At 65.3% G+C, this 24600-nt stretch carries 22 protein-coding genes; 10 read left to right on the forward strand and 12 right to left on the reverse strand.

Features of this window, described 5'->3' with window-relative positions:
• Position 1: 1 nt before the first annotated feature.
• The 5 genes from manD to PV761_RS10510 all read right to left on the reverse strand — a co-directional run bounded on the left by manD (position 2) and on the right by PV761_RS10510 (position 5945).
• The gene (gene manD / locus PV761_RS10490) at positions 2-1219 is read right to left on the reverse strand and encodes a D-mannonate dehydratase ManD (protein WP_347896496.1); all 1218 of its coding nucleotides are present in this window, start codon (positions 1217-1219) and stop codon (positions 2-4) included.
• Positions 1216-2196: a 2-hydroxyacid dehydrogenase gene (locus PV761_RS10495; RefSeq protein ID WP_347896498.1), complete on the reverse strand. Its 981-nt coding sequence runs from the start codon at positions 2194-2196 to the stop codon at positions 1216-1218. Before PV761_RS10495 ends, manD begins: the two co-directional genes overlap by 4 nt.
• Positions 2197-2198: 2 nt before the next feature.
• The gene (locus tag PV761_RS10500) at positions 2199-3188 is read right to left on the reverse strand and encodes a LacI family DNA-binding transcriptional regulator (protein ID WP_347896500.1); all 990 of its coding nucleotides are present in this window, start codon (positions 3186-3188) and stop codon (positions 2199-2201) included.
• 158 nt (positions 3189-3346) lie between these two features.
• Positions 3347-4369: a LacI family DNA-binding transcriptional regulator gene (locus PV761_RS10505; RefSeq protein ID WP_347896502.1), complete on the reverse strand. Its 1023-nt coding sequence runs from the start codon at positions 4367-4369 to the stop codon at positions 3347-3349.
• A gap of 118 nt (positions 4370-4487) precedes the next feature.
• Complete coding sequence (locus PV761_RS10510; RefSeq protein ID WP_347896504.1) at positions 4488-5945, reverse strand: sugar porter family MFS transporter; 1458 nt, start codon at positions 5943-5945, stop codon at positions 4488-4490.
• Between the two features lie 1443 nt (positions 5946-7388).
• Between PV761_RS10510 and PV761_RS10515 the strand changes: the two genes are divergently transcribed.
• From PV761_RS10515 to PV761_RS10545, 7 genes are all read left to right on the forward strand, one after another.
• Positions 7389-7955 carry a hypothetical protein gene (locus tag PV761_RS10515; protein ID WP_028269380.1) on the forward strand — a complete coding sequence of 189 codons (567 nt, stop codon included), beginning with the start codon at positions 7389-7391 and terminating at the stop codon, positions 7953-7955.
• A gap of 160 nt (positions 7956-8115) precedes the next feature.
• Entirely contained in the window at positions 8116-8580 is a 465-nt protein-coding gene (locus PV761_RS10520; RefSeq protein WP_347896507.1) for a GatB/YqeY domain-containing protein, read from the forward strand.
• A 112-nt stretch (positions 8581-8692) separates the two neighbouring features.
• Positions 8693-9952 carry an MFS transporter gene (locus PV761_RS10525; RefSeq protein WP_347896612.1) on the forward strand — a complete coding sequence of 420 codons (1260 nt, stop codon included), beginning with the start codon at positions 8693-8695 and terminating at the stop codon, positions 9950-9952.
• Positions 9949-10647, forward strand: coding sequence for a VOC family protein (locus tag PV761_RS10530; protein ID WP_347896509.1), 699 nt, complete (start codon positions 9949-9951; stop codon positions 10645-10647). The genes PV761_RS10525 and PV761_RS10530 overlap by 4 nt, the downstream gene beginning before the upstream one ends.
• Positions 10648-10741: 94 nt before the next feature.
• Complete coding sequence (gene ggt, locus PV761_RS10535; protein WP_347896511.1) at positions 10742-12583, forward strand: gamma-glutamyltransferase; 1842 nt, start codon at positions 10742-10744, stop codon at positions 12581-12583.
• A gap of 274 nt (positions 12584-12857) precedes the next feature.
• The gene (locus PV761_RS10540) at positions 12858-13238 is read left to right on the forward strand and encodes a VOC family protein (RefSeq protein ID WP_028269375.1); all 381 of its coding nucleotides are present in this window, start codon (positions 12858-12860) and stop codon (positions 13236-13238) included.
• Positions 13239-13399: 161 nt separating this feature from the next.
• On the forward strand, positions 13400-14005 hold the full coding sequence (locus PV761_RS10545; RefSeq protein WP_347896513.1) for a DUF1326 domain-containing protein: 606 nt from the start codon (positions 13400-13402) through the stop codon (positions 14003-14005).
• A gap of 23 nt (positions 14006-14028) precedes the next feature.
• On the opposite strand, the gene PV761_RS10550 is transcribed toward PV761_RS10545, so the two are convergent.
• From PV761_RS10550 to PV761_RS10560, 3 genes are read right to left on the reverse strand one after another with little or no spacing between them, the layout of a single operon-like run.
• Complete coding sequence (locus PV761_RS10550) at positions 14029-14718, reverse strand: flavodoxin (protein ID WP_347896515.1); 690 nt, start codon at positions 14716-14718, stop codon at positions 14029-14031.
• Positions 14719-14730: 12 nt separating this feature from the next.
• On the reverse strand, positions 14731-15588 hold the full coding sequence (locus PV761_RS10555) for an aldo/keto reductase (protein WP_347896517.1): 858 nt from the start codon (positions 15586-15588) through the stop codon (positions 14731-14733).
• Between the two features lie 28 nt (positions 15589-15616).
• The gene (locus PV761_RS10560) at positions 15617-16027 is read right to left on the reverse strand and encodes a cupin domain-containing protein (RefSeq protein WP_347896519.1); all 411 of its coding nucleotides are present in this window, start codon (positions 16025-16027) and stop codon (positions 15617-15619) included.
• 131 nt (positions 16028-16158) lie between these two features.
• On the opposite strand from PV761_RS10560, the gene PV761_RS10565 reads away from it, so the two are divergent.
• The 3 genes from PV761_RS10565 to PV761_RS10575 are packed head-to-tail and all read left to right on the forward strand — an operon-like array spanning position 16159 to position 19653.
• Positions 16159-17043: a helix-turn-helix transcriptional regulator gene (locus PV761_RS10565; RefSeq protein WP_347896521.1), complete on the forward strand. Its 885-nt coding sequence runs from the start codon at positions 16159-16161 to the stop codon at positions 17041-17043.
• Between the two features lie 58 nt (positions 17044-17101).
• Positions 17102-18064, forward strand: a complete 963-nt coding sequence (locus tag PV761_RS10570; protein ID WP_347896523.1) for a D-2-hydroxyacid dehydrogenase family protein — start codon at positions 17102-17104, stop codon at positions 18062-18064.
• The gene (locus PV761_RS10575) at positions 18064-19653 is read left to right on the forward strand and encodes a DASS family sodium-coupled anion symporter (RefSeq protein WP_347896525.1); all 1590 of its coding nucleotides are present in this window, start codon (positions 18064-18066) and stop codon (positions 19651-19653) included. Before PV761_RS10570 ends, PV761_RS10575 begins: the two co-directional genes overlap by 1 nt.
• Before the next feature lie 24 nt (positions 19654-19677).
• Here the strand turns inward: PV761_RS10575 and PV761_RS10580 are convergent, their stop codons facing one another.
• The 4 genes from PV761_RS10580 to PV761_RS10595 form a co-directional block, all read right to left on the reverse strand.
• On the reverse strand, positions 19678-20832 hold the full coding sequence (locus tag PV761_RS10580) for a glycerate kinase (protein ID WP_347896526.1): 1155 nt from the start codon (positions 20830-20832) through the stop codon (positions 19678-19680).
• Position 20833: 1 nt separating this feature from the next.
• Complete coding sequence (gene dctA / locus PV761_RS10585) at positions 20834-22306, reverse strand: C4-dicarboxylate transporter DctA (protein ID WP_347896527.1); 1473 nt, start codon at positions 22304-22306, stop codon at positions 20834-20836.
• A 144-nt stretch (positions 22307-22450) separates the two neighbouring features.
• Positions 22451-23548, reverse strand: a complete 1098-nt coding sequence (locus PV761_RS10590) for a tartrate dehydrogenase (RefSeq protein WP_347896528.1) — start codon at positions 23546-23548, stop codon at positions 22451-22453.
• A 116-nt stretch (positions 23549-23664) separates the two neighbouring features.
• Positions 23665-24552 (reverse strand): LysR family transcriptional regulator, encoded by an 888-nt coding sequence (locus tag PV761_RS10595; RefSeq protein ID WP_028269365.1) that lies wholly within the window; start codon positions 24550-24552, stop codon positions 23665-23667.
• Positions 24553-24600: the final 48 nt, after the last annotated feature.

Consider the following 24600-nt stretch of genomic DNA (forward strand, 5'->3'; position numbering starts at 1 on the left):
GTCACCAGTCCTTCATGGAGCCGTCGAGCTCCCGGGCGATGGGAAGGTAGGCCTGCTTGTAGGGGAAGCGGGCAGCGGCTGCTTCATCCACCTGAACGCCGAGGCCGGGTTCGTCTCCTGGGTGCAGGTAGCCGTCCTCGAAGCGGAAGCTGGAACGGAAGACCTCGGAGACCAGGGGGTCGTAACCCATGTATTCCTGGATGGCGAAGTTGCTGGTGGCCAGGCCCAGGTGCAGCGAGGCGGAGAGATTGATGGGGGAGACGTCAGAGGGCCCGTGCGGGGCACCCTTGATCTGGTAGACCTCCGCCAGAGCGAGGATCTTGCGCACGTGGGAGATGCCTCCGGCATGGACGACGGCGGTGCGGATGAAGTCGATGAGCCGTTCGGTGATGAGCTGCTCGCAGTCCCAGACGGTGTTGAAGACTTCGCCGATGGCCAGCGGGATGGTGGTCTGCTGGCGCAGCGTGCGGAGGAGCCGCTGGTTCTCTGCCGGGGTCACGTCTTCTAGCCAGAACAGGTCCACGTCTTCCAGGGATCGGGCCAGGCGGGCGGCTTCGGTGGGGTTGAGCCGGTGGTGGACGTCGTGGAGCAGCTTCAGCTCGGGCCCGACATGCTCGCGGACGGCGGAGAGAATCTTTGGGGCGTGGCGAAGGTAGGCGGAAGTGTCCCAGTCCTCTTCGACCGGGCCGGCGCCGCGCCCGGCGGGTTCGTAGCTGGCGGCGCCCTTGGTGACGCCGTAGACCTTGTCCAGGCCGGGGACGCCTGACTGTGCTCGGACGGCCCGGAATCCTTGTTCGCGGCGCTGGTCCACGGAGTCCAGGAGTTCCGGCAGGTCCCAGCCGGTCGCGTGGGTGTAGGTGAGGATCTTGTCGCGGGCTGCGCCGCCCAGCAGCTGGTAGACGGGGACGTCCAGGGCCTTGCCCTTGATGTCCCAGAGGGCAAGGTCGATCGCGCCGATGGCGGCCATGGTCACCGGCCCGCGGCGCCAGTAGGCACCGCGGTAGAAGTACTGCCAGGTGTCTTCTATCCGGTCAGCGTCCCGCCCAAGCAGGGCGGGCGCGAGGTGGTCGCGCAGGTAGCTGGCCACGGACAGTTCGCGGCCGTTCAGTGTGGCGTCGCCCCAGCCGACGATGCCGTCATCGGTGGTGATCTTGAGGGTGACAAAGTTTCGGCTGGGGCTGGTTACCAGGACGTCGACGTCGACGATTTTTCGGGTCATCGGGAGATCACAACATTCTTGATTGGTTCGTTCTTGGACAGGCGGGTGATGTTTTCGGCAATTTCCCGGGCGCGGCCGCGGAAGGTTTCCGCCGTGACGCCGGAGGAATGCGGGGTCATGATGATGTTGTCCAGCCGGCCGAAGGGCAGGGCAGAGGGTTCGCCGCGGCCATCGGGCCCCGGGTACTGGTACCAGGTGTCGATGGCGGCGCCGGCAATTCTGCGGTCCTTCAGTGCCTCGTAGAGCGCACTCTCCTCGGCAACCGGACCGCGGGCAACGTTGACCAGCAGCCCGTCGGGGCCAAGGTTGTCGAGTTCGACGGCGCCCACAAGGCCGGTGGTCTCCTCCGTCAGCGGGATGCTGATGACAAGGATGTCCGATTCACTGAGGGCTTCGCCCAGCCGCTCCGTGGTCCCGGCCCAGCGGAGCGAGTTCGCCAGTGGATCCACCGAGCCGCTCCGGGTGATGGCGATGCCCTCGGCACCAAACGCCTGCAGCAGCTTCCAGGCGGCGCCGCCGATGTGGCCGAAGCCCAGGAAAGTAAAGACCGCACCGCGCAGCGTTTCCGGCTGGCGGATGTCCGCGGAGTAGACGGAGGAGGACCATATTCCCGTGCGCAGGGCGGCGTCCTGTCCGATCAGGTTCCGGCGAAGGGCCACGAGGACGGCGGTGATGTGCTCGGCAATGGAGCTTTCGTGATGGAACGTGTTGGCGCAGACAGCTCCGGCCGGCAGCGCGCCGGCCTCGATGCCGTCGTAGCCCGCGCCGGCCACATGAACCAGGCGGACGTTCGGGGCTACCGCGCCCATGGCCCCGGTGAAGACCGGTCCCACATAAACGTCGGCGTCCTTGAGATCGGTGAGGACCGAGTGTTCGTTCCAGCTGTCGTGCCAGGACGCCGTGGCGCCCTCCGGCAACGCGGCTTCGAAGGTGGAGCGTTGGGACATCAGGTTGGCGTCGGCGATGACAATTCTCATGGTTACTTTCCCTGGATTGCTTGGTCTGCGGTGCGTGCAGCGAAGGTGGAGCCGCGCACGATGAGTTGTGAACCGAGGTGGACTGCCTCGGTGGCAGTGGGCTTCCCGGTCATCTGTTCGAGGAGCAGTTCGAGTCCCAGGGACCCGCTTCGCTCAATGGGAACCCGTATCGACGTGAGGCCCGGTTCGGCGGCGGCGGCAATATCGAGGTCATCGATGCCCACCACGCTGATGTCCTCAGGGCAGTGGTAACCGAGCGAGCGTGCCCCTGCCAGCATCCCGATGGCCACCAGGTCGTTGTAGGCAATCACCGCAGTGGCGCCGCTGGCGACCACCGAGGCCGCAGCCGCGAGGCCGCCGTCGACCGTGGCATTCTGGTTCCCCACGGTGACGAGGTCAATGCCCCACTCGGCACAGAAACGGGTGATTGCGGCGAGCCGCTGGCCGTTGGCCCAGGACGAAGCCGGTCCTGGAATGTAGGCGAGCTTCCGGTGGCCCAGGGCGAAGAGGTGCTCCACTGCCTGGCGGAGGCCTTCGCCGGCTTCCATCAGGACTCGGGCCGCGTGATCGGCTTCGCCGTTGATGACCACCAGCGGTGCGTTGCCGGCAAGCTGGTGGATCTCCTTGGACGGAAGCCGGGGCGAGCAGAGGATGATGCCGTCCGTACCGAGTGCCAGGGCTTCCAGGTGCTCGCGTTCCCGTGACGAGGACTCTGCGGTGTCGGCGAGGATCATCCGGTGCCGTCCATGCCAGGCCTGGTTCTGGATGGCTTTGATGAGCGCTGCGAAGACGGCGTTGGAAATGTCCGGCACGATGACGCCGAACGTCCTGCTGCCGTTGAGGCCCGGCACGTCATAGCCCAGCTCAGCGGCCGCTGCCATGACTTTTTGCCGAGTGTCTGCTGCCAGCCGTCCGGGATCCCCGAACGCCCGGGACGCCGTTGCCAGTGATACTCCTGCCAGCTTCGCGACGTCCGTAAGTTTTGCCGACATCAGTCCTCCAGTTGCTTCGTTGAAACTCTTCCCTTCAAGTATGGAAAGAGTTGTACAAGTTTGTCAAGGATTTTCCATGACGTGCGTCACGCATCGACGAAAGCACTGCTGGGATGAATGGGACCGGGGAATGAAAGGAGGCCCGAGGCTGTGGCGCGTCAGCCCGTCGGGGCGGCGGCGGTGCTGTTCCGCACCACCAGGCGCGGGGTCAGAACTTCGGTGCGCTGGGGCAGGCCCGGGTCTGCCATGCGCTCGAGGAGCAGGCGGGCGGCGCGGATGCCGACGTCGCGGCTTACGGGGTCCACGCTGGTCAGCGATAGATGCCGGATTCCGGCCAGGTAGGTGTTGTCGTAGCCGACGAGTGAAAGCCGGGAGGGGACGCTGATGCCGTGGTCATCGGCGGCTGAGAGCGCTCCGACGGCGAGGACGTCGTTGGTGGCCATGACCGCGGTGGGGGTCCGGCCGCTGTCAATGAGGCCGTTCATTGCTTCGAAGCCGGAGTGTTCGCTGAGGTCTGTCTGCACTACGCGGATGTGATCCTGCAGGCCGTGGCGGGCCATCGTGTCCCGGTAGGAGCCCGCACGCAGTGCGGCTGACCCGGTCGGGGCCGTGAGGTAGGCGATATCACGGTGGCCGAGGCTGATCAGGTGTTCGACGGCGGCGCAGGCTCCGGCAACGTCGTCGTTGGTGACGAGGTCCGCAGAGGGAAGTTCGAACGTGCGGGTGCCGACCACGACGGTCGGTGTGTGCGCAGTGGCCCGCAGCAGATCGTCGTCGGGCTGGACGTCGCCGGCAATAATGAGCCCGTCCACGCGGAGATCCATGAACGCTGACACCGGGCTCTCATCGGGCCGGGCCAGATAGGTGGGATCACTGAGGACCATCCGCAGGTTCTCTTCCCCGAGCACGCTCTGCAGGCCGTCGAGCAGTTCCACGAACCAGGGATTAGCCAGGTCGTCCAGCAGCACCCCGACAATCCGGGTGCGGCCGCTGGCAAGCCAGCGCGCCGCGTTGCTGGGCCGGTAATCGAGCTCGGCGATGGCCTCGGCAACTGCCTGCTTCTTTCCAGCGCTGACCTTGGGGGAGCCCCGCAGCACGAGCGACACCAGGGCACGGGAGACGCCGGCCACCCGCGCGACGTCGTAAATAGTGGGGCGTTTCGCCGCTTCCTGGTGCTTCAATTCACTCCCCGCCGATCCGCCGCATTCTGCACGTAAGCGTATCGCGGCCGGGGCGGCAGGCAGCCGCCCCGGCCGCGATCGTCACAGTGGCCTGGCTATGGAGACGGACAAACTGTTACTAGGCGCCGGCCTTTGCGCCGGAGGCCACCGCGGGCGTGATGACGGGAAGGCTGCCGGTGCGGAAATGCACCTCCAGTTCTTCCAGCGACTGGCCCTTGGTCTCGGGAACGCATTTGGATACGAAGACCAGGGAGGCGACGTTCACCAGGACGAAGACCGCGAAGGTTCCCGTGGAGCCCAGTGCCACAACGAGGATCGGGAACAGGAAGGAGATGCCGGCATTGACAGTCCAGAGGGCAAAGACGGCGATCCCCATGGCAAAGCCGCGGATGGCCATCGGGAAGATTTCGGAAAGGAGGAGCCAGACGCAGGTGCCGATGAAACACTGCACGAAAGCGACGAACAGCATCATGGCGGCCAGGATGGTGTAGCTGACGAAATCCGACTGCGGCAGCATGAAGACGACGGCGAGGATCGCCTGGGAGGCGACAACGCCGGAGAACCCGATGACCAGCATGCGGCGCCGGCCGATGAAGCCGAGCAGGTAGATGCCGAGCACAGTCATCAATACGGAGGTCACGCCCACGGCGACGGTGGCTACCAGGGATGCGCTGACTCCCAGCCCGCTGCGCTCCAGGATAGTGGGCGCGTAGTAGTTGACCGTGTTGATGCCGGTTGCCTGCTGGACCACGGCCAGGCCGATGCCGATCCACAGCAGCTTGCGCATCCACGGATTGCTCTTCAGGACAAGCCATGCGTGGGACCGTTCGGTCTTTGCGGTGGTGGCGGATTCGACGATTTCCTTGTATTCGGATTCGGCTTCCTCGGGGCTGCGGCTGAGGTCAAGGATGCGACGGCTGTCCGCAAACCGTTCCCGGATCGCGAACCAGCGGGGCGATTCAGGCAGGATGAGCATGCCGATCAGCAGGGCGATTGCGGGGATGGAGGCCACTCCCAGCATGAGGCGCCAGACCTCGGGATCGTGGATCAGCGTGTCAAGAAGGGCATTGATGGCGAAGGCAAGCATCTGGCCGGTCACGATCATCAGTTCGTTGATGGTAACCATGCGGCCGCGCAGGTGTGCCGGCGCCATTTCCGCCAGGTAGAGGGGGCAGGTGACGGCTGCGGCTCCAACGCCGAGGCCCAGGACCACTCGGGCCATCACCATGAAGCCGACGTTCGGTGCAATGGCGGAACCCAGGGCGCCGACCAGGAAAAGCAGGGCACAAATGAGGAGCGTGCCGCGGCGGCCGAGTGTGTCGGCCAGCCGGCCGCCGCTCAGCGCGCCGACCGCAGCACCCGGGAACAGCAGGGCGCTGACCACGGTGGCTTCTTCGACCGGGCTCATGCTCAGTGAATCCTGCATGTAGAGCAATGCGCCCGAGATAACCCCGGTGTCGTAGCCGAACAGTAGGCCGCCCAGGGTGGAGATGACAGTAAGGCGGGTCAGATACCCGCGATGTTTGGATCCGGGCTTGTTTCCCGGTGCGATGGGGTGTGCTGCGTGCAACGACATTGTTGACTTCCTCAGATCGTTTGGCCCGTCCAACTGGACCGTCGGTGGGGGTCCCGGCGAGTGCGCCAGGTCACGTGCTGCCATCAACGTTAGAGCGCTCTAACGAAAGAGTCAAGACTTTGTACTGACATGAGGTCAAAGGGTTGGCATTCTGGATGGTCTTGTGGTGCATCGTTTCGTGGGCCAGTCTTATGGGACATCAGGATTTCCATAAGGCCCTGATGGGTGAAAGTTCGCATGTGCGCATGAGAAGGTCGCTGTGGACGGAGACATTGAACTGGAAATCACCTCCGGTTCCCGGAGAGGCAACTATTCTGTCCGAGTTGTCCACGCGCCTTCGGGAGGTGAAACTTCCTCCAGGATTCGGCTGGATGTCGATGCTATCCTTGCTCGAATTTCTGATTTGGAAGCCACTGTCCTCGCGTCGGCGGTCTCTGCCCGACGCACAATACCTATTTCGGAACAACCCCTGCATGACGTGGGCGAGAAGATGTTTAATGCCCTATTTACGGGCGCCGTAAAGGGAACATATCGGGCGAGCCTGGGCGCAGCACAGAATAGTGGTCACCCGCTGCGGGTGGTACTCAGGCTGGGGGCCCCGGAGTTGGTGGCACTGCCGTGGGAGATGCTCTATGACCGAGAAACCGAATCTTACCTCTGTCATGAGTTGCCCTTGCTCCGACGCGTCCCCGCGGCCGATTACAGCTATCGTCCACTGGCCGTTGAACCGCCACTGCGGATCCTCGGCGTTGTCCCGTCGGTCCGTGACTTGCCAGCACTCGACACTGAGGCCGAGAAGGAAAACCTCACGACGGCACTTGCTGAGCCGATTTCTGCCGGGTTAATCGAGCTTCGCTGGGTGCCTAACGCTACCTGGGATGGGATCCAGTCCGCGTTGCTGGACGGGCCGTGGCATGTTGTGCATTTTATTGGCCACGGGGACTACGACGTGGTCAGGCAGGAAGGCCTTCTTGCGCTGGAATCTGCCACAGGGCGATCATCCATGGTCGAATCGTCACGTCTTTTGCAGCTACTGAGGGAAGCGGAGCCCACACCGCGCTTGGTGGTACTCAATTCCTGTTCCTCAGGGGAATCGGGAAGGATGATCTTTTCTCTGGAACTGCCGCGGCTCTGGTCCGCGGAGGAATCAGTGCTGTGGCAGCCATGCAGTTCACTGTTACAGATAGCGCCGCAATCGCCTTCTCGCGAGGCTTCTATGGCGCCCTCGCTCACGGCCGAGACATCGATAGGGCTGCCAATAGCGGACGCAGATCGATAATGGGGCTAGGAACTTTTGAATGGGTAACCCCAGTACTGTATGTACGCGGTGATGCTACACGGCTATTCAATCTCACCGGGGTGACCTCCGGCGCGGGGCTCATCCCTCCAGCTCCGAGGAGTTCTCCAATCGACCACGGTACAGAAGAGCCGCGGAAATTGGCCTTGTACGAGCGAGCGCTTTCGTCGCTTCGCGAGAAGCAATATCCAACCGCCATCAGTCTGCTGGGTGACTTGCTGACGCTCGATACGGAATTCCGCGACGCAGCTGCCCTTCTGGCCGGCGCCCGACAAAGCCAGGAGTTCGTCGACATCTACTACGCTGCCCGCCAAGCCCAAAACGTCGGGGATTGGGCAGTTGCAGCGCGGGGATACGAACGCATACAGGACGACCCGGACTTCCAGGATGCTGGTCCCCGCCGTGAATCATGTGAGCGACGACAACGGCTTGCGGATCTGCGCAAGCTGATGTGGCAGCACGCCGAGATGGGTGACTGGCGCTCAGTCCTTGCCCTTCACCGGGATTTGGTGGCTTTGGATTCATCAGCCACGGATCCAAGCGGACTTGTTAGTCGTGCCCACAAAGAGATCATTTATGCGATGGCACGTAAGGCTGAAAGATCGGGGCGCCTGACGGAGGCCGTCGGAGGATACAAAGAAGTTGTTCGATTGGATCCGGGATTTCGTGACGCCATGTTCAGGCTTAGACGGTATAGGCCCTTTGGTGAATAATCACGTTGCCTGGATGCATGTCAGCGAGCCGCAACTCGAGGAAGCTGCGGCCCGTCTGGGCCGTGCCCTGCGCAAGCAGGTGAAGTAGGGCGCGGCAGAAGGCAGCGGAGGCGGCGGCGAGCGGGGACAATGGAGGCAAAGCCAACGAAACGAGAACACCATGAGCACGCTCAAAGAACGCCTCCACGGCGATGTTGTGATCCACATGAAAGACCGGAACAAGGTGGCGCTGACCACGGTGCGCAACGTCCTGGGCGAGATCGAGACACGCGAGAAATCGGGAAAGACCCCGATCGAACTGGACGATGCCCAGATCACCGGGCTGCTCCAGAAGGAAGCCGCCAAACGCCGTGACACCGCGAAGATCTACACGGAAGCCGGCGAGGCTGAGCGGGCCGCGGCGGAAATCGCCGAAGCCGAGATCATCGAGGCGTACCTGCCCAAGGCTCTGACCCGTGAAGAGGTCGAAGCGATTGTTGACGAGGCAATCGCGGCGCTGAAGGCCGACGGCCAGGAACCGTCCATCCGGCAGATGGGCGCCGTGATGAAGCCGGTCACCGCCAAGGTCGCGGGACGGTTTGACGGCAAGACCGTCAGCGAGATCGTCCGGAGCCGCCTCGCCTGATGCCGTAGCGGAGCGTGCCGCGGATCCGGCAGCATCTGCACTGGTGCACGCAGGCTAACCGGACGAGAATGGGCTCGTGCTCCTACCTCGCCCTAGCGGGGACGTCAACGCGATGAGCGCCGGCGCCCGAAAGATTCAGCGCATCTATCTGACGTTGACGCTGGGCAATACCGTTGCGGCGTCGTTCATCTGGGGCATCAACACGCTCTTCCTGCTGGGTGCCGGGCTCAGCAACCTCGAAGCCTTTGCCGCCAACGCCTTCTTCACGGTGGGCATGGTGCTGTTCGAGGTGCCCACCGGAGTGGTGGCGGACGGTTGGGGGCGCCGTGTCTCATTCCTCCTCGGCACGGTCACCCTCGCCGTCTCCACCTACTTCTACTACCTGCTCTGGCAACTGTCGGCCCCTTTCTGGTGGTGGGCGCTGGTGTCGGTCCTGCTCGGCCTGGGCTTCACCTTCTTTTCGGGGGCAGTGGAGGCCTGGCTCGTCGACGCCTTGCGTTTCGAGGGCTATGAAGGCGGGATGGAGGCGGTGCTGGGCCGCGGGGTGATGGTTTCCGGGGTTGCGATGCTCGTCGGCTCGGTGGCCGGGGGCGTGATCGCCCAGGTCACCAACCTGGGCGTCCCCTTCCTGATCCGTGTGGGCGTGCTATTGGCCATGTTCCTGGTGGCGTTCCGCCTGATGCACGACGTCGGGTTCACACCCGAGCGCTCGGCCGGCCCTTTGCGGGCGGTCCGTACCGTGCTCGCCGCCTCCATCGAGAACGGTTTGAAGAACCCGCCCGTGCGTTACGTGATGCTGGCCGGGCCGTTCAATGCCGGCGTCGGGATCTATGTGTTCTACGCGCTGCAGCCCTACCTCCTCGAGCTTTTCGGGGACCCGCGCGCCTACTCCGTGGCGGGGCTCGCTGCGGCTGTTGTGGCCGGGGCCGAAGTTCTCGGCGGCTGGCTGGCGCCCCGGATCCGGCGCCTTGTCCGCAAGCGCACCACCGTGCTGATGATCAGCGTCGGATTCGCTGCAGTGATTTTGGTGGTCCTCGGGTTCACCCGGGTGTTCTGGGCGGCCCTGGCGCTGCTGACCCTCTGGGCGGTGGTGGACGCCGCGGGCGTTCCCGTGCGGCAGGCCTACCTGAACGACATGATCGCCTCGAAGCAGCGGGCTACGGTGCTTAGTTTCGATTCGCTCATTGGTTCAAGCGGCGGCGTGGTGGTCCAGCCGCTGCTTGGCCGGGCGGCCGACGCCTATGGATATGCGGCCTCGCTGGCAATCGGCGGCGCAATCCAGCTGATTGCCGTACCGTTCCTGGTAGCGAGCCGCCGGCAGGGATCCCCGGCCGATGCGGCCAACGCCCCCGACGGCAAGGCCGAGTTGTGAGCCCCCGTATCGATCACGTGGTCATCGCCGCCGATTCGCTGGAGCAAGGCGCGGCGTGGTGCGCAGCAACGTTCGGTGTCCGGCCCGCCGGCGGTGGCAAGCATCCCTTGATGGGCACCCACAACCAAGTCATGGACATCAGCAGCGAGAACTTCCCCGGCTGCTACCTCGAGGTCATCGCGATCGATCCCGATGCGCCGCCGCCGGGGAGGGTCCGCTGGTTCGGGCTTGACCGCCCGGAACTGCGCGAGGCCATCCGCGACTCGCCGCGGCTGGTGCACGCAGTGGCTCGCACGCACAAGATCGAGACGCTCTGTCAGGAACTTGCCAGGCTTGCCCTCCACCCGGGCGAGTTGCTCACAGCTCAGCGGGAAACCCCCTACGGATTGTTGAAGTGGCGCATCACGGTCCGCGACGACGGCCGTCTGGAATGCGCGGGCGCACTGCCCAGCCTGATCGAATGGCAAGGCGAACATCCGTGTGCCCACCTGCCGCCCACGCTCCTCTCGTTGCGGAACTTGGTGCTGCGAGGCATCCCGCTGCAGGCGGCCGACATGCTCCGGCTTCCGTCCGTTGACAATGACCCGACCGATGGAACCATCCCGCCCGACGCCGTGCAGCAGTCGCCGCTCACCGCGACGCTGGCATCGCCCCGTGGCCGTGTTGTCCTCGACGGGTGGCACATCGGGGGCTAAACGCCCGGCCAATAAATTGAGTGTTGAGTGTCACTCCGGGCCGGAGTAACGTGGCGATCACCCCACTCCGCACCACCCTGACTCGGGAGTCATCATGCCTAAGGTGAGACGTCGAATTGCCGCCCTCACGGCGGTCCTGGCCATGAGCGTGACGGGCGGCGCCGTCATGAACCCTGCGTTCGCTGATCCGCGGGAGGTCAAGAAGGAGCCCACCGCCACCGGCTACGGCGGCGCGGTCAGCACCGTTGACCCGGACGCCTCCGCGGCGGCGATCGAGGTGCTCCGCAAGGGCGGCAATGCCGCGGACGCCGCCGTCGCCGCGGCCGCGACACTGGGCGTGACCGAGCCCTACAGTGCAGGGATCGGCGGGGGCGGCTACTTCGTCTTCTACGATGCGAAAACGGGTGAAGTCGGCACCATCGACGGCCGGGAAACCGCGCCGGCTAAGATGCCCAACGACGCCTTCATCGACCCGGCGACAGGCAAGCCCTACCCCTTCACCCCCGAGCTCGTCACCAGCGGCGTCTCTGTCGGCGTACCCGGCACCCCCGCCACGTGGGAGCGCGCGCTTGAACGCTGGGGCACCCTGGACCTTGGCGACGCCCTCGAGCCGGCCATCGATGTCGCCACCCGCGGCTTCGTGGTGGACGAGACCTTCCGCCAGCAGACCCTCGACAACGAGAAGCGCTTTGCGGCGTTTACGTCCACGAGCAGCCTCTACCTCCCCGGCGGCAGCGCGCCCGCCGTCGGCAGTGTCTTCCGGAACCCCGACCTTGCCGCGACGTATGAGCTCCTCGCGGAGGAGGGGACCGATGGCTTCTACGAAGGCCCCGTGGCGGACGAGATCGTCGCCGCAGTGAAGGCGCCGCCGAAGACCGCCGGCACCACGCTGCCCGTCCCGGTCGGCCACATGACGACGAAGGACCTGGCAGCCTACGAGGCCCTGGACCAGGACCCCACGCACGTGGAGTACCGGGGCCTGGACGTATTCGGCATGGCGCCGTCGAGCAGCGGCGGCACCACCGTGGGCGAGGCGCTGAACATCCTGGAGCCTTTCAACCTTTCGGAGATGGGCAACGCCAGCGGCAAGAATCCGGCCGCCCTGCACCACTACCTTGAGGCCAGCGCCCTGGCCTTTGCTGACCGGGCGAAATACGTGGGCGACCCCGCCTTCGTGAACGTCCCCACCGACGAGCTCACGGACCCGGTGTTCGGGAAAGAGCGCTCATGCCGGATCAACCCGGCCAAGGCTGCTTCGAAGCCCGTCGACCCGGGGGACATCTCCTCGTACGACGGCGCGTGCCCGGCCGCCGCTGCAGCGCCCGCCGCTGAGACGGATACTGAAAACATCTCCACGACCAACCTGACGGTCGCGGACCAGTGGGGCAACGTAGTGGAGTACACCCTCACGATCGAGCAGACCGGGGGATCCGGCATCGTGGTGCCGGGACGCGGATTCCTGCTCAACAACGAGCTGACGGACTTCAGCACCGTCTACAAGGAGGACGACCCGAACCGCATCCAGCCGGGCAAGCGCCCGCGTTCCTCGATGTCGCCCACCATCATCCTGAAGGACGGCGATCCGTTCCTGGCACTCGGTTCGCCCGGCGGATCAACCATCATCACCACCGTCCTCCAGACCATCCTGAACCGCGTGGACCTGGGCATGGACATCTCGGAGGCCATCGCGGCGCCCCGCGCTGCCCAGCGGAACACGGCAAAGGTCACGGCCGAGCCCGGCTTTATCGAGGCCTACGGTGAGCAGCTGAAACCGTTCGGACACGAATTCACGCCATCGGGCGATGCCTTCACATCGGCGGCGGAAATCGGTGCTGCCACTGCCATCGAGTTCAAGCCGAACGGGCGCATGGTGGCCGCTGCTGAACCGGTGAGGCGCGGCGGCGGCTCCGCGATGGTGGTCAGACCTTCGCGGTGAGTTCAGCCGTACCGGAGGCCGACGACGGGAGTGAGACCCGCCGTCGGCCTCCTATTTCCTGGCTATATCCGGGAGCCCGAACAGCGGCCATAATGGCGGTATGAACGCTGGGAAGACCCAGGGACGGCTGTTGATTTAGCCGCGACGCAGGCCTCCCCGGCACCGTCCCGGATCATCCAATACAGCCGGGAGCCGGCGGGAGCCGGCACAGCCGCCCCGCAGGCACCTCCTTCGGGGCGGGCATCTCGATCGCTTCAAACTAGGAGAATTCGACATGCTCAAGGACAGTGAAGTCGCCGCGGTCCTCCCTGCCAAGGACATCGCCCGGGCACGTGACTTCTATCGGGACGTCGTGGGACTGGACGATCCGGAGGTCATGGACGCCGAAAATTTGATGTTCCGCTGCGGCAAGGGAACAGCTTTCCTGCTGTACCAGTCCGACAACGCGGGCACCGCAAAGAACACCCAGCTGGGCTGGATGACGGACAACCTCGAAGCCGAGGTCGAAGAGCTGCGGGGCCGCGGAGCTACCTTCGAGGAATACGACTTCCCGGGCCTGAAGACTGAGAACGGCATCGCCACCTTGCCGACAGGCAAGGGGGCCTGGTTCCTGGATACGGAGGGCAACATTCTCAACATCTTCCAGCGCACATAGTTCGAAGCTGTGGCCCCCGGCAGTACAAACCGGGGGCCACCTGCATGTTCGCCGGGTGGCTTCACTGACCGCCGCAACAGGCTCGATTCAAGCCGTTGACCGAGGTGATGGGCCGGAGGAGACTTTGTTTTGGGGGGTACCACTTCGAAGGGAGCCGCAAAATGTCGTGGCGTTTAGAGGGTACGTATTTCGAGAATTGCAACTGCGATATGGTCTGCCCGTGCGCGACCTCCGGGTTGACCGTATCGGCGGATAACGATCGTTGCCAGGTGGCACTGGCCTTCCACGTGGACACCGGCGACGTTAACGGCGTCGACGTCGGCGGCCTCACCGTCTGCGTCGTCGCCGACACACCCGCACTGATGGGTGGCGGAGGCTGGAAGGTCGGACTCCTGATGGACGCAGCCGCCTCAGCCGGGCAGGCCGAGGCGCTGGGCGCGGTCTTCGGCGGACAGCTTGGCGGGCCGATGGAGAATCTGGCCGCCCTGATCGGTGAGATGGCCGGAATGGAGTCCCTGGAGATGGCCTACGCCAACGATGGGCGCCGGCATCGGGTCAGGATCGGCAGTGCCGTGGACATGGCGGTCGAGGACTTCGTGTCTCCCATGGACCGCACGGAGCTCGGGGTGAAAGTCAGCGGGATCGGATTTCCTGCCGACACCTTGGCAGCCGGCACCGCCAGCACCGGCCGCGTCGATGTGTTCGGGATGACCTGGGACAACGCCGGGAAGAACTCCTTCTCGGCGCCCTTTGCCTGGTCGGCATAGGTGCCGGGCCTGAAGCCGGTTGTTCAGGTAAGGAGGCCCGTCGCCTGCAGCCAGGCCTTGATGTCTGTTGCTGCGCCGCGCACTTCCTCGCCTTTCACCGCGAGGCCTTCGGCAATCGTTGCACCCGGGCAGGACTCCCTGTAGTCACGGGGCGCCGTGCCGAGTCCGCTCATGGCATGGGTGGTGACGGGAAAAACAGTCTTGCCGGTGAAGTCGTAGCTTTCGGTGAACGTGGCCATGATCATCGGTGCCCTGACGTTCCAGATCCCGCTGGCCAGGATGACCGAGCCGTACTGGTCGATGGCAGGCAGGGGGTTGGCGATCGCGGGACGGGCGTCCCCATTTTGTTCGCGGACGTTCCGGGCCGCGGTGGCGTCGTACCCGTCCGGGTAGGGCTCTGCCGCCTCGATGCGGTGCATGTCGCAGGGAACCAGCGCGCTGATCATGCCAGCGAGCACTTCGGTGTTGCCGACGTCGAGGTTTGTACGGCCTCCGTAGTAGTAGTTTTCGCCTGCCCGGGAGAAGTAGGCCAACAGTATGCGCCGGCTGCTCTGTGGGGGACCGGCTGGCGCCTGCGATGGCGTGGAGGCCACTGTGGTGTCTCTTCCTGGAGTGCAGCCTGCTGTTCCGGCGGTCAGCAGGGCTCCGGTCAGGCCGGCGGCCGCCCCGCGAAGGGCGGACCGCCGGCTGATGTTCAACAGAGGGGTGCTCATGGGTGTCCTGCGTTAGCTGTACCGGCGCCCGCCCAGCCAACTGACCATGGCGGGGTCGCGGTGGTCGAAGAAGAGGCTGGCACCGGTGTCCAGGGCGGTGATCTGGTTCATCTGCTCCTCGGTCAGGGTGAACCCGAAGACGTCGAGGTTCTGGGCCATGCGCTCCGGCCGGACGGATTTGGGGATCACGACGACGTCGCGTTGGATCATCCAGCGCAGCACCACCTGCGCGACCGACTTGCCGTGGGCAGCAGCGATAGCGCTGAGGACAGGATCGGAAAAGAGGTTGTTCTTGCCTTCGGCGAACGGCCCCCAGGACTCGATCTGGACCCCGCGCCCGCGCATCAGCTCCTGATCGGCGGCCCGCTGGTGGAAGGGGTGGGTCTCGATCTGGTTCACTGCCGGAACGATCTCGTTGTGGTCGATCAGGTCCACCAGCCGGTCAGGGTGGAAATTCGAGACACCAATGGCACGGGCCCGGCCTTCCTTGTTCAGGTCCTGCATGGCGCGCCATTCGCTGTAGTAGTCCCCAAAGGGCTGGTGGATCAGGTAGAGGTCCACGTAATCCAGGCCCAGCCGTTGAAGCGAGTTATGGAAGGAGCGCCGGCTGTCGTCATAGACGCTGCCCGCGGGTGCGTGCTGGATCCAGAGTTTCGTCGTGACGAACAGGTCCTCGCGGGCGATGCCGCTGGCTTTGATGGCCGCGCCGACGGCTGCTTCGTTACCGTAGGACGCGGCGGTGTCCAGATGCCGGTATCCGGCGGCCAAGGCCGCTTCGACCGCGGTCTGGGTTTCCTCTTCGGGGATTTGGAAGACACCAAAGCCCAGGATCGGCATTTCGACGCCGTTGTTGAGGGTGACACTTTTCACTGAGATTCCTTAGCGTTGTTCGGTGGAGTTAGCGGGTGTGTTTGGAGTGGGCGGCCTGGTATTCGAGCTCCGTGACGGGTTCCAGCCACGTCGCGGTTTGACCGGATTCGTGCTCCACCAGGGCCAGGTGGCACATCAGGCTGTCCTGCGTTGCGCCGTGCCAGTGTTCCTCCCCGGCCGGGGTGTGCACCGTGTCTCCGGCACGCAGGAGGATGACCTCACCGTCTCGGTTCGCCACCAGTCCCATGCCGTCTGTGCAGTGCAGGGTCTGGCCGACGGGGTGCGAGTGCCAGTGTGTGCGGGCTCCGGGAGAAAACCGCACCATGGCCGATCTCAGGCGGGAGGGCTGTTCGCCGGCGTGCAGCGCGTTGAGGTACACGTCGCCGATGAATTTATCGGCGGGCCCCTTGGACGTGGGACCGGGAACTGCGAGATGCACGGTGTGCTCCTTGGATAGGCGTGAAGCTGCTGATTCAAGAAAACCAGTCCCGTTGCCCGCGTGGGAGTCTCTGCTGTGCGGTGTACTGGCAGTTCCTGTTAGGGCGGCCCTTCCCGCCGTAGCGTAGAGGCATGGACACTACGAAAGACGTCCGCGAGTTCCTCAGGAGCCGGCGGTCGCACATCACCCCTGCCCAGGCAGGGCTGCCCGCCTACGGAGGAACCCGGAGGGTAGCCGGACTCAAGCGCGAGGAAGTGGCCATGCTCGCCGGAGTGAGTACCGAGTACTACGCCCGCCTCGAACGCGGAAACCTGCGCGGAGTGTCCGAGTCCGTTCTCGACTCCCTCGCCCGCGCCCTGCAGCTCGACGAGGCGGAGCGCGCCCACCTGTTCGACCTCGCCAAAGCCGCCGCTCCGGCCCCGTCATCCGGTGTCCGGCGGGCACGGACTGAACTGCGCCCCAGCATCGAACGGCTCCTGGCCGGGATGACCGGAACGCCTGCCTATGTCCGAAATTCCCGCATGGACGTCGTGGCCGCCAACAACCTCTGCTACGCCCTCTACACGGACATCCTCAGCCCCGCCACACTGCCGCTGAACCTGGCGCGGTTCATGTTCCTGGACCCGCGTTCCCGCGATTTCTTCGTTGACTGGGAAACCCTCGCCGACGACTTCGCCGCGGCCATGCGCGCCGAATCCGGCCGGAGCCCGCGTGACCGGGCACTTAACCACCTCATCGGCGACCTCGCCGCCGGCAGCACCGAGTTCTCCACGCGATGGGCTCGGCACAACGTCCGCTTCCACCGCACGGCCCGCAAAACCATGCACAACCCTCTGGTCGGCGACATCGAACTCACCGGCGACGCCCTCGAGCTCCCCGGCGAAGGACTGACACTGATCGCCTACACCGCCGAGGCCGGCAGCCACGCCCAGGACCAACTGGATTTTCTCGCTAGCTGGAGCACCACCAACAGCAGCACCAGTGAACCCTCGGCAGCTAAACCGCCAGCGGGATGATCAGAAACGGTAGCCTGACAGCATTGACCGCACGCTGCCTATGCCGAAGGATTCCTCCATGCGCCTCGCCATCCTGGACGATTACCAGTCTGTCGCCCGGGATTACGCGTCCTGGGAGCAGCTTGCCGCCGACGGCGTCAGCGTCACCTTCTTCGACCGGCCCCTGAAGGACGATGCCGACGTCGTCGCCAGCCTGCGCGGCTTCGACATCATCATCGCCATGCGGGAACGGACCTGGTTCGGCCGCGAGCGGCTGGCGCAACTACCCGGACTCAAACTGCTGGTGACCACCGGGATGGCCAATCAGTCCATCGACATTCCCGCGGCGGAGGAGCTGGGCATAGCCGTCTGCGGGACCGGCGGTTCTCCAACCGCAGCCCCGGAACTGACGTGGGCCCTGTTGCTCGCGCTTGCCCGGAGCATACCGTTTGAGGACCGGCGCCTCCGGGACGGGCACTGGCAGTCCACCGTGGGATTTGAGCTTGCAGGAAAGACCCTGGGTGTCCTGGGCCTGGGCAAGATCGGGCGCCGCGTCGCCGCCTACGGACAGGCGTTCGGCATGGACGTCATCGCCTGGAGCCCCAACCTCACGGCCGAGGCGGCCGGCGAGGTGGGCGTCAGGAGGGTCAGCAAGGACACACTCTTCCGGGAGTCGGATGTGGTGTCGGTGCATGTGCGGCTTTCGGAACGCTCGCGGGGCGTCGTCGGCGAACAGGAACTCCGTCTCCTGGGAGCCCGGGGCGTACTGGTCAACACCTCGCGCGGGCCCCTGGTCGACGAAGACGCCCTCATCCGGGGGCTGCACGAAGGCTGGCTCGGCGGGGCAGCGCTTGATGTCTACGACCTCGAGCCACTGCCCGCGGGCCGCCGGCTCCTGTCCGCACCACGGACTGTCCTGACGCCACATCTGGGCTACGTCACGGAGCAAAGCTACCGGGAGTTCTACGGCGGCGCGTTCGAAGACGTCACGGCCTGGCTCCGGGGAAGCCCTGTCCGGCTGCTGACTGCCCTGCACCGCTGATGACGGAACGAACCGACGTCCGCGCCGCCCTGCTCGGCGGAAAGACGTTCCGAAGCCTGAGCGAGCAGAAACTTTCTCCCAAGGAAGAGAAATTTGAGCGGGCACGGCAAACCCTGGGATTCTTCCTCGCGCCGGCTGCCGCGGTCACCTTCGCGCTCCTCCCGATGACGATGGACCGGACACAGCAGCTCCTGGCCGCGGTTCTGCTGGGCGTTATTGTCCTCTGGATCTGTGAGCCCGTCCCCATCCCCGTCGGAGGCCTGCTGGGAGTGGCCGCCGTGGTGATACTCGGCGTCGCTCCGGCCGCTGACGTCCTGGCTCCGTTCGGGTCGACGACGATCTTCACCTTCATCGGCGCGTTCATCCTCGCCCAGGCGATGCTCAAACACGGCATCGCCCAACGGCTTGCGTTCGCCGTGCTCTCCCTCCCCGGCGTGGCCACGTCCACCTACCGCGTGATCATCGCCTTCGGCGTCATCACCTGCCTGCTGTCCGCGTTCGTGTCCAACACGGCAACCGTGGCCATGCTCATGCCCACGGCCCTGGGCATCCTCGCGGTCATCGGCCAGCTAATGCAGGACCGCGGCATCGTCAGGGCCGACTTTGACCCGCTGCGCCTGCGGGTCGGTGCGGCATTGATGCTGATGCTGGCCTACGGCGCCAGCGTCGGGGGCCTGCTCACGCCGGTCGGTTCACCGCCCAACCTCATCGGGCGGGGACTCATCGAGGAGGCCACCGGGGAACGCATCTCCTTCGCCCAGTGGACAGCTGCCGCGGCCCCGCTCTGCCTGGCCATGTTCGCGGTCCTGGCCCTGGTCATGTTCCTGCTCAACAAACCGGAGGTCCGCCGGATCGAGGGCGTCGAGGAGTACATCCGCGAACAGCGGACCGCCCACGGCAGGATGTCCAGGGCTGAAGTGAACACCCTGATCGCCTTCGGCCTCACCGTCACGCTCTGGCTGCTGCCGGCCGCGGCCGGGCTTGTCACAGGGACGGACTCTGATGTCTACGTTCTGCTGGACGACCGGCTGGACGAGGGCATCGTGGCCGTTTTGGGGGCGTCCCTGCTCTTCATCCTGCCCACAAACTGGAAGGAACGCCGCGCCACGCTCAACTGGTCGGACGCCGCCCGGATCGACTGGGGCACCATCATCCTTTTCGGCACCGGCATCATCTTCGGCTCGCTCCTCGCCGCCACCGGGCTGGCCGAGACCATCGGCACCGCAGCCTCCCGGAACCTGAACGTCACTAACGTGGTCGCGGTTACCGCTTTCTCCGCCATTCTGGCCGTCCTCATTTCGGAGACGACCAGCAACACAGCATCCGCGGCGGTGGTGGTGCCCATCGTCATTCCGCTGTGCACCGCCATGGGGCTGGATTTGTTCGTGCCCGCCCTGGCCGCCACCTTCGCCGCCTCCTTCGGGTTTATGCTGCCTGTCTCAACACCGCAAAACGCGATCGTGTACGGTTCCGGCGCGGTGCCGATCATCAGGATGATCCGCACCGGGCTGGTCTTCGACATCGCCGGTGCGCTCCTGATCATCGGCATCGTCCCGGTGATGGTGGCCATCACCGGGATCGGCCGGTAGCCCGGTGCACGGGCCGGCGTGGGGTCACCGGAGGGTCGCGCCGATGTCCTGTCCGATCCGGCGGAGCAGCGCCGCCGACAACTCGGGGTCCTTCGATGAGTCCTGGTCGGTGTACTCGGCGAGCGTGTAGACACGGGCCAGGGCCATTTCCTGCCACCGCTCCCGGGGGAGGAGGGAGCGTCCGGCGACCGCGATGATGGGCCGGGTTCCTGAGCGGCGGGCGACGGCGGCGGGCAGCTTCCCGGCCAGGGTCTGTTCGTCGATGCTGCCCTCGCCCGTGATGACGACGTCGCAGTGCTCCTTGCGGGAGTTGAAGTCCAGCAGGTCCAGGAAGTAGTCCGCACCGGATACCTGCGTTGCTCCCAGCAGGAGGCAGGCGTAGCCGATTCCTCCGGCACTTCCGGCCCCGTCATGCTCTGCCCGGGACGCAGCGTCCTCGAAGCCGGCTGCGGTCATCCTGCTGACGAAGTGCTCCAGGCCCTTGTCGAGCAAAGCGACGTCGTCAGGTCCGGCACCCTTCTGGGGGCCGAACACTGCCGGTGCGCCCTGGGCGCCGAGCAATGGATTGTGGACATCGCTGGCGACGATGAGCTCGGTGTCCGCCAGTTCGGGGAGGGCAGTCCGGCGGATGGAGTGGATCCGGGCCAGCGCGCGGCCGCTGCCGTAAAGCTGGCGGCCTTCCGCGTCACGGAAGCTGTATCCGAGGGCGGTGAGCATTCCCATGCCGCCGTCGGTGCTGGCGCTGCCGCCCAGGGCCAGCACGATCCTGTCCGGGTTCAGGCTGAGGGCGAACAGGACTGCTTCGCCGAAGCCCCTGCTGGAGGCATCCAGCGGCTCCAGCTTTCCGTCGGGCAGGAGCCCCAGGCCGCAGGTGTTGGCAACCTCGACGACGGCGGTGACGCCGTCGAACGCTATGCTCGCCGGCACATGCTGGCCGGTCGGCCCCGCCACCGTATAGTGGCGCCGGGTGAAGCCGGAGGCGACGGCGGCGTCGACGCTGCCGTCACCTCCGTCGGCCAGCGGGAGCAGTTCGCAATGGACCGTCCCGACCCCCGCCCCGGCCGAGGCACGTAGTCCGGAGGCCAGGGCCTCGGCCACCTCGCCGGCAGTAAGGCTGCCTTTGAACTTGTCGGGAGCGATGAGCGTTCGCACGGTCTTCGGGGCGGTTGCGTTGGTCATGTCAGATGGATTCCGAGTAGGCGGGGCGGCGGTCGGCAGCATTCACGTCGGTGGTGTGCTTCGGTGCATGGTGGCCATATTCGGTGAGGTCGTCGTCGAGGTCGGTGACTTCGTCGAGGTGGACGGGGTCTTCGGCGGGCATGGGCTCGACGGATTCGCCGGCGAAGACCCGCCGGGCGCGGTCCGCGTCCAGGGTGTGGTCCCACCAGGCGATGAAGAGGGTGGCGACGGCGTTGCCGGTGAAGTTCACCAAAGCCCGGCATTCGGACATGAACTTGTCGATGCCGAAGATGAGCATGATGCCGGCTGCCGGGATGGTGCCGATCGTGGTGAGCGTGGCGGTCAGTGCGATGAAGCCACCGCCGGCCACGCCCGCTGCGCCCTTGGAGGTGAGCAGCATGACCGCCAGGAGCCCGAGCTGCTGGCCGATGGTCAGGTCCGTGTTGGTGGCCTGCGCGATGTAGAGGGCGGCAAGGGAAAGGTAGATCGCGGCGCCGTCGAGGTTGAAGCTGTAGCCGGTGGGGACGACGAGTCCGACCGTTTCCTTCTTGACGCCGGCATGCTCCAGCTTGCGCATCAGGCCGGGGAGGGCCGGTTCTGCGGTGGAGGTGCCCAGGATGAGCATGTATTCCTCTTTGAGGTGGCGGATCATCGTGAAGATGTTCAGCTTCAGGAAGGCCATCACTGATCCCAGGATGACCACCACGAAGAGGATGGACGTGACGTAGAAGAGCGCGATCAGGCCGCCCATGCTGGTCAGGGACGAGACTCCGTACTTGCCCACGGCGTAGGCCATCGCGCCGAAGGTTCCGATCGGGGCGGCCTTCATGATGAAGCCCAGGATCTTGAACATGACCCAGGTCAGGCGCTGCACGCCGTCCAGGACGGGGGCCCCGACCTTGCCCATGGCGTTCAGTGCGATGCCGAAGACGACGGCGATGAAGATGATCTGGAGGATGTCGCCCTCAACGAAGGGCCCGATGATGCTGTTGGGGATGATGTGCGTAAGGAACTGCCACCATTCCTGGTGGGCGCCGGCGTCGATGAGTTTGGCCGCGGAGTCCGAGGTCTTGATGCTGCTGGCGTCCGCGTTGACGCCGTCGCCGAGGCGGAAGATGTTGATGGCGACCAGGCCGAAGATCATGGCGAAGATGGTGCCGACCTGGAAGTAGGTGAGGGCCTTCAGCCCTGTCATGCCGACCTTCTTGAGGTCGGCGACGCTGGCGATGCCGCCGACGATCGTCAGGAACACGATCGGGCCGATGAGCATTTTCATCGAGTTCACGAAGGTGGTGCCGATGGGTTCCATGGCGATGCCGACCGTGGGGGCGAGCCAGCCGACGAGGATGCCGATGAGAATGGCTGTCAGAACCCAGAAGTACAGTTGCCGGTACCAGCGGGTTTTTTGTGGCTTTTCCTGCGCTGACTGCTTTTTGGATGGGGCCGCAGCGCCGGCGGTGGTGATGTGTTCCATGATTCCTACCTCGTTGTGGAATGTAGCTGGAGGGTGCTTGTGTGTGGGAGCACGACGGAATGGACGGCGGCGGTGTGGTGAACCGCCGTCCATTCCGGGCCGTGCCTGACCGCCGGGACGTGGCCGGCTGGTCGCGAGTCCTGGCTAGACGGCAGCCAGGGTGTGGGTGAGGGCTTCGATGATTGCCTCGGTGACGTCGTCGGTGTTGGCGTCGCCGCCGACGTCGCGGGTGAGGTGTCCGGCGGCCGTGGTCTGCTCAATGGCGGCTTCGACCAGACGGGCTTCCTCGTGCAGGCCGAAGTGGTCCAGCATCAGGGCGGCGCTGGCGATTGCGCCGATCGGGTTGCTGATGCCCTTGCCGGCGATGTCCGGTGCGGAACCGTGGACCGGTTCGAACATGGAGGGGAAGCGGCGCTCCGGGTTCAGGTTTGCGCTGGCCGCCAGTCCCAGGCTGCCCGCGAGTGCCGAGCCCAGGTCCGAGAGGATGTCGGCGTTCAGGTTCGATGCGACCACAACGGAGAGGTCTTCCGGCTTGAGGATGAACTTGGCGCTCATGGCATCGACCAGGACGCTTTCGGTGGCCACATCCGGGTAGTCCAGGGCTACGCGCTGGAAGGTTTCGTCCCAGAGGACCATGCCGTACTGCTGTGCATTGGACTTGGTGACGGACGAGACCTTCTTGACCGTGCGGGTCCGGGCGAGGTCGAAGGCGAAGCGCATGATGCGCTCGCAGCCCTTTTCGGTGAACAAGGCAGTCTGCAGGGCCACCTCGTTGCCCGGGCCGCGGCCGCTGAGGTTGCGTCCGCCGAGGCCGGCGTACTCGCCTTCGCTGTTTTCGCGGACAACGACCCAGTCGAGTTCGGTGTTGTCGGCCTTGCGGAGCGGGGACTGGATGCCCGGAAGGAACTTCACGGGGCGGATGTTGGCCCACTGGTCGAAGTTCTGGGTGATGTTCAGGCGGAGGCCCCAGAGGCTGATGTGGTCCGGAACGTTCTCCCATCCCACTGCGCCGAAGTAGATGGCGTCGAAGTCCTTGAGGGCCTCCAGGCCTTTGGGGTCCATCATCTGGCCGGTCTTTTCGTAGTAGCCGCAGCCCCAGGGGAACTCGGTCCATTCGAAGGCGAACCTGCCGTTGGAGTTGGCTGCCAGGGCGTCCAGGACGCGGCGGCCGGCGGAGACAACTTCCTTGCCGACTCCGTCTGCGGGGATTGAAGCGATGCTGAATTTCTGGGTGGCGCTCATGTGCCTACCTCCTCGTTGAGTCTGTTAGCAGCGTCACACTGCCTTCCTCTTCAAGTAGAAGGCTTGGGTGTATTCGGCGTCCAAGACCAAGATTCGATACGGCAAATAGGCTGAGCCTATTGATCGGCGTGCAGTTCCGCGACCTCCAGGAAGGCGCGGGCGGCCGGTGTCAGGTCTTCCTTCCGGCTCAGGATGGCAACATCGAGGTGGGACACGGGTTCGATGAGAAGTGTCCGCAGCCCGGCCTTGTGGGCCGTCGGAGCCCAGGACGAAGGCATCACCGCATGGCCCACACCGGCAAGTACCAGCGGCAGGATCGAGGTCCGGTGCGCCACCTCGACGACGATCTCCACGTTGACGCCGTGCGCCAGCGCGTCGTCCACGAGCCAGCGCATCAGCGATCCGCGCTGGCTGGCTATCAGGCGGTGCCCGCCGAGGTCCTCCCGCTGGATCGCCGTTCCCGGGTTGAACGTATCGGCCTGCGGGTTCACGATCAGGATCAGGGGCTGGCGTTCGAGCTCCAGGACCTGCACCCCCGGGACCCGGATGGGCGTTGAGGAACCGGCCAGTCCAATTTCGGTGCTGCCGGTTCGGACCGATTCAATGACTTCCTCGGGTGTGAAGGCGGCGCTGACGTTGAGCCGGACCGAGGGGTGCAGCCGGGTAAAGCCGGCGATCATCGAGGTCAGCGGTTCGATGCCGGGGGATGGCATGGTGATGATGTCCAGCCGGCCGCTGCGCACGCCCCGCAACGCTTGCACCGCGGACTGCGCAGCGTCGAGGTCCCGCATCACCAGGCGTGCCGGCCCTACGAGTTCCTTGCCGGCCTCGCTGAGCACCGCCCGGCGGCCGATCCGGTGGAAGAGCGGCACGCCGAGGTCCTTTTCCAGGCCGGCGATTGTCTGGGACAGTGAGGGCTGGGCGATCAGGAGGTGCTCTGCCGCGCGGTTGAAACCGTCATGGTCAACGACGGCCAGGAAGTACTTCAGCTTTCGTGTGTCCACTCCGGCCCTTTCGCGAATTTGGTCCTGACAGCCTACGCCCGTGACAAT

This window comes from Arthrobacter sp. CC3 (genome assembly GCF_039907775.1).
Lineage (GTDB): Bacteria > Actinomycetota > Actinomycetes > Actinomycetales > Micrococcaceae > Arthrobacter.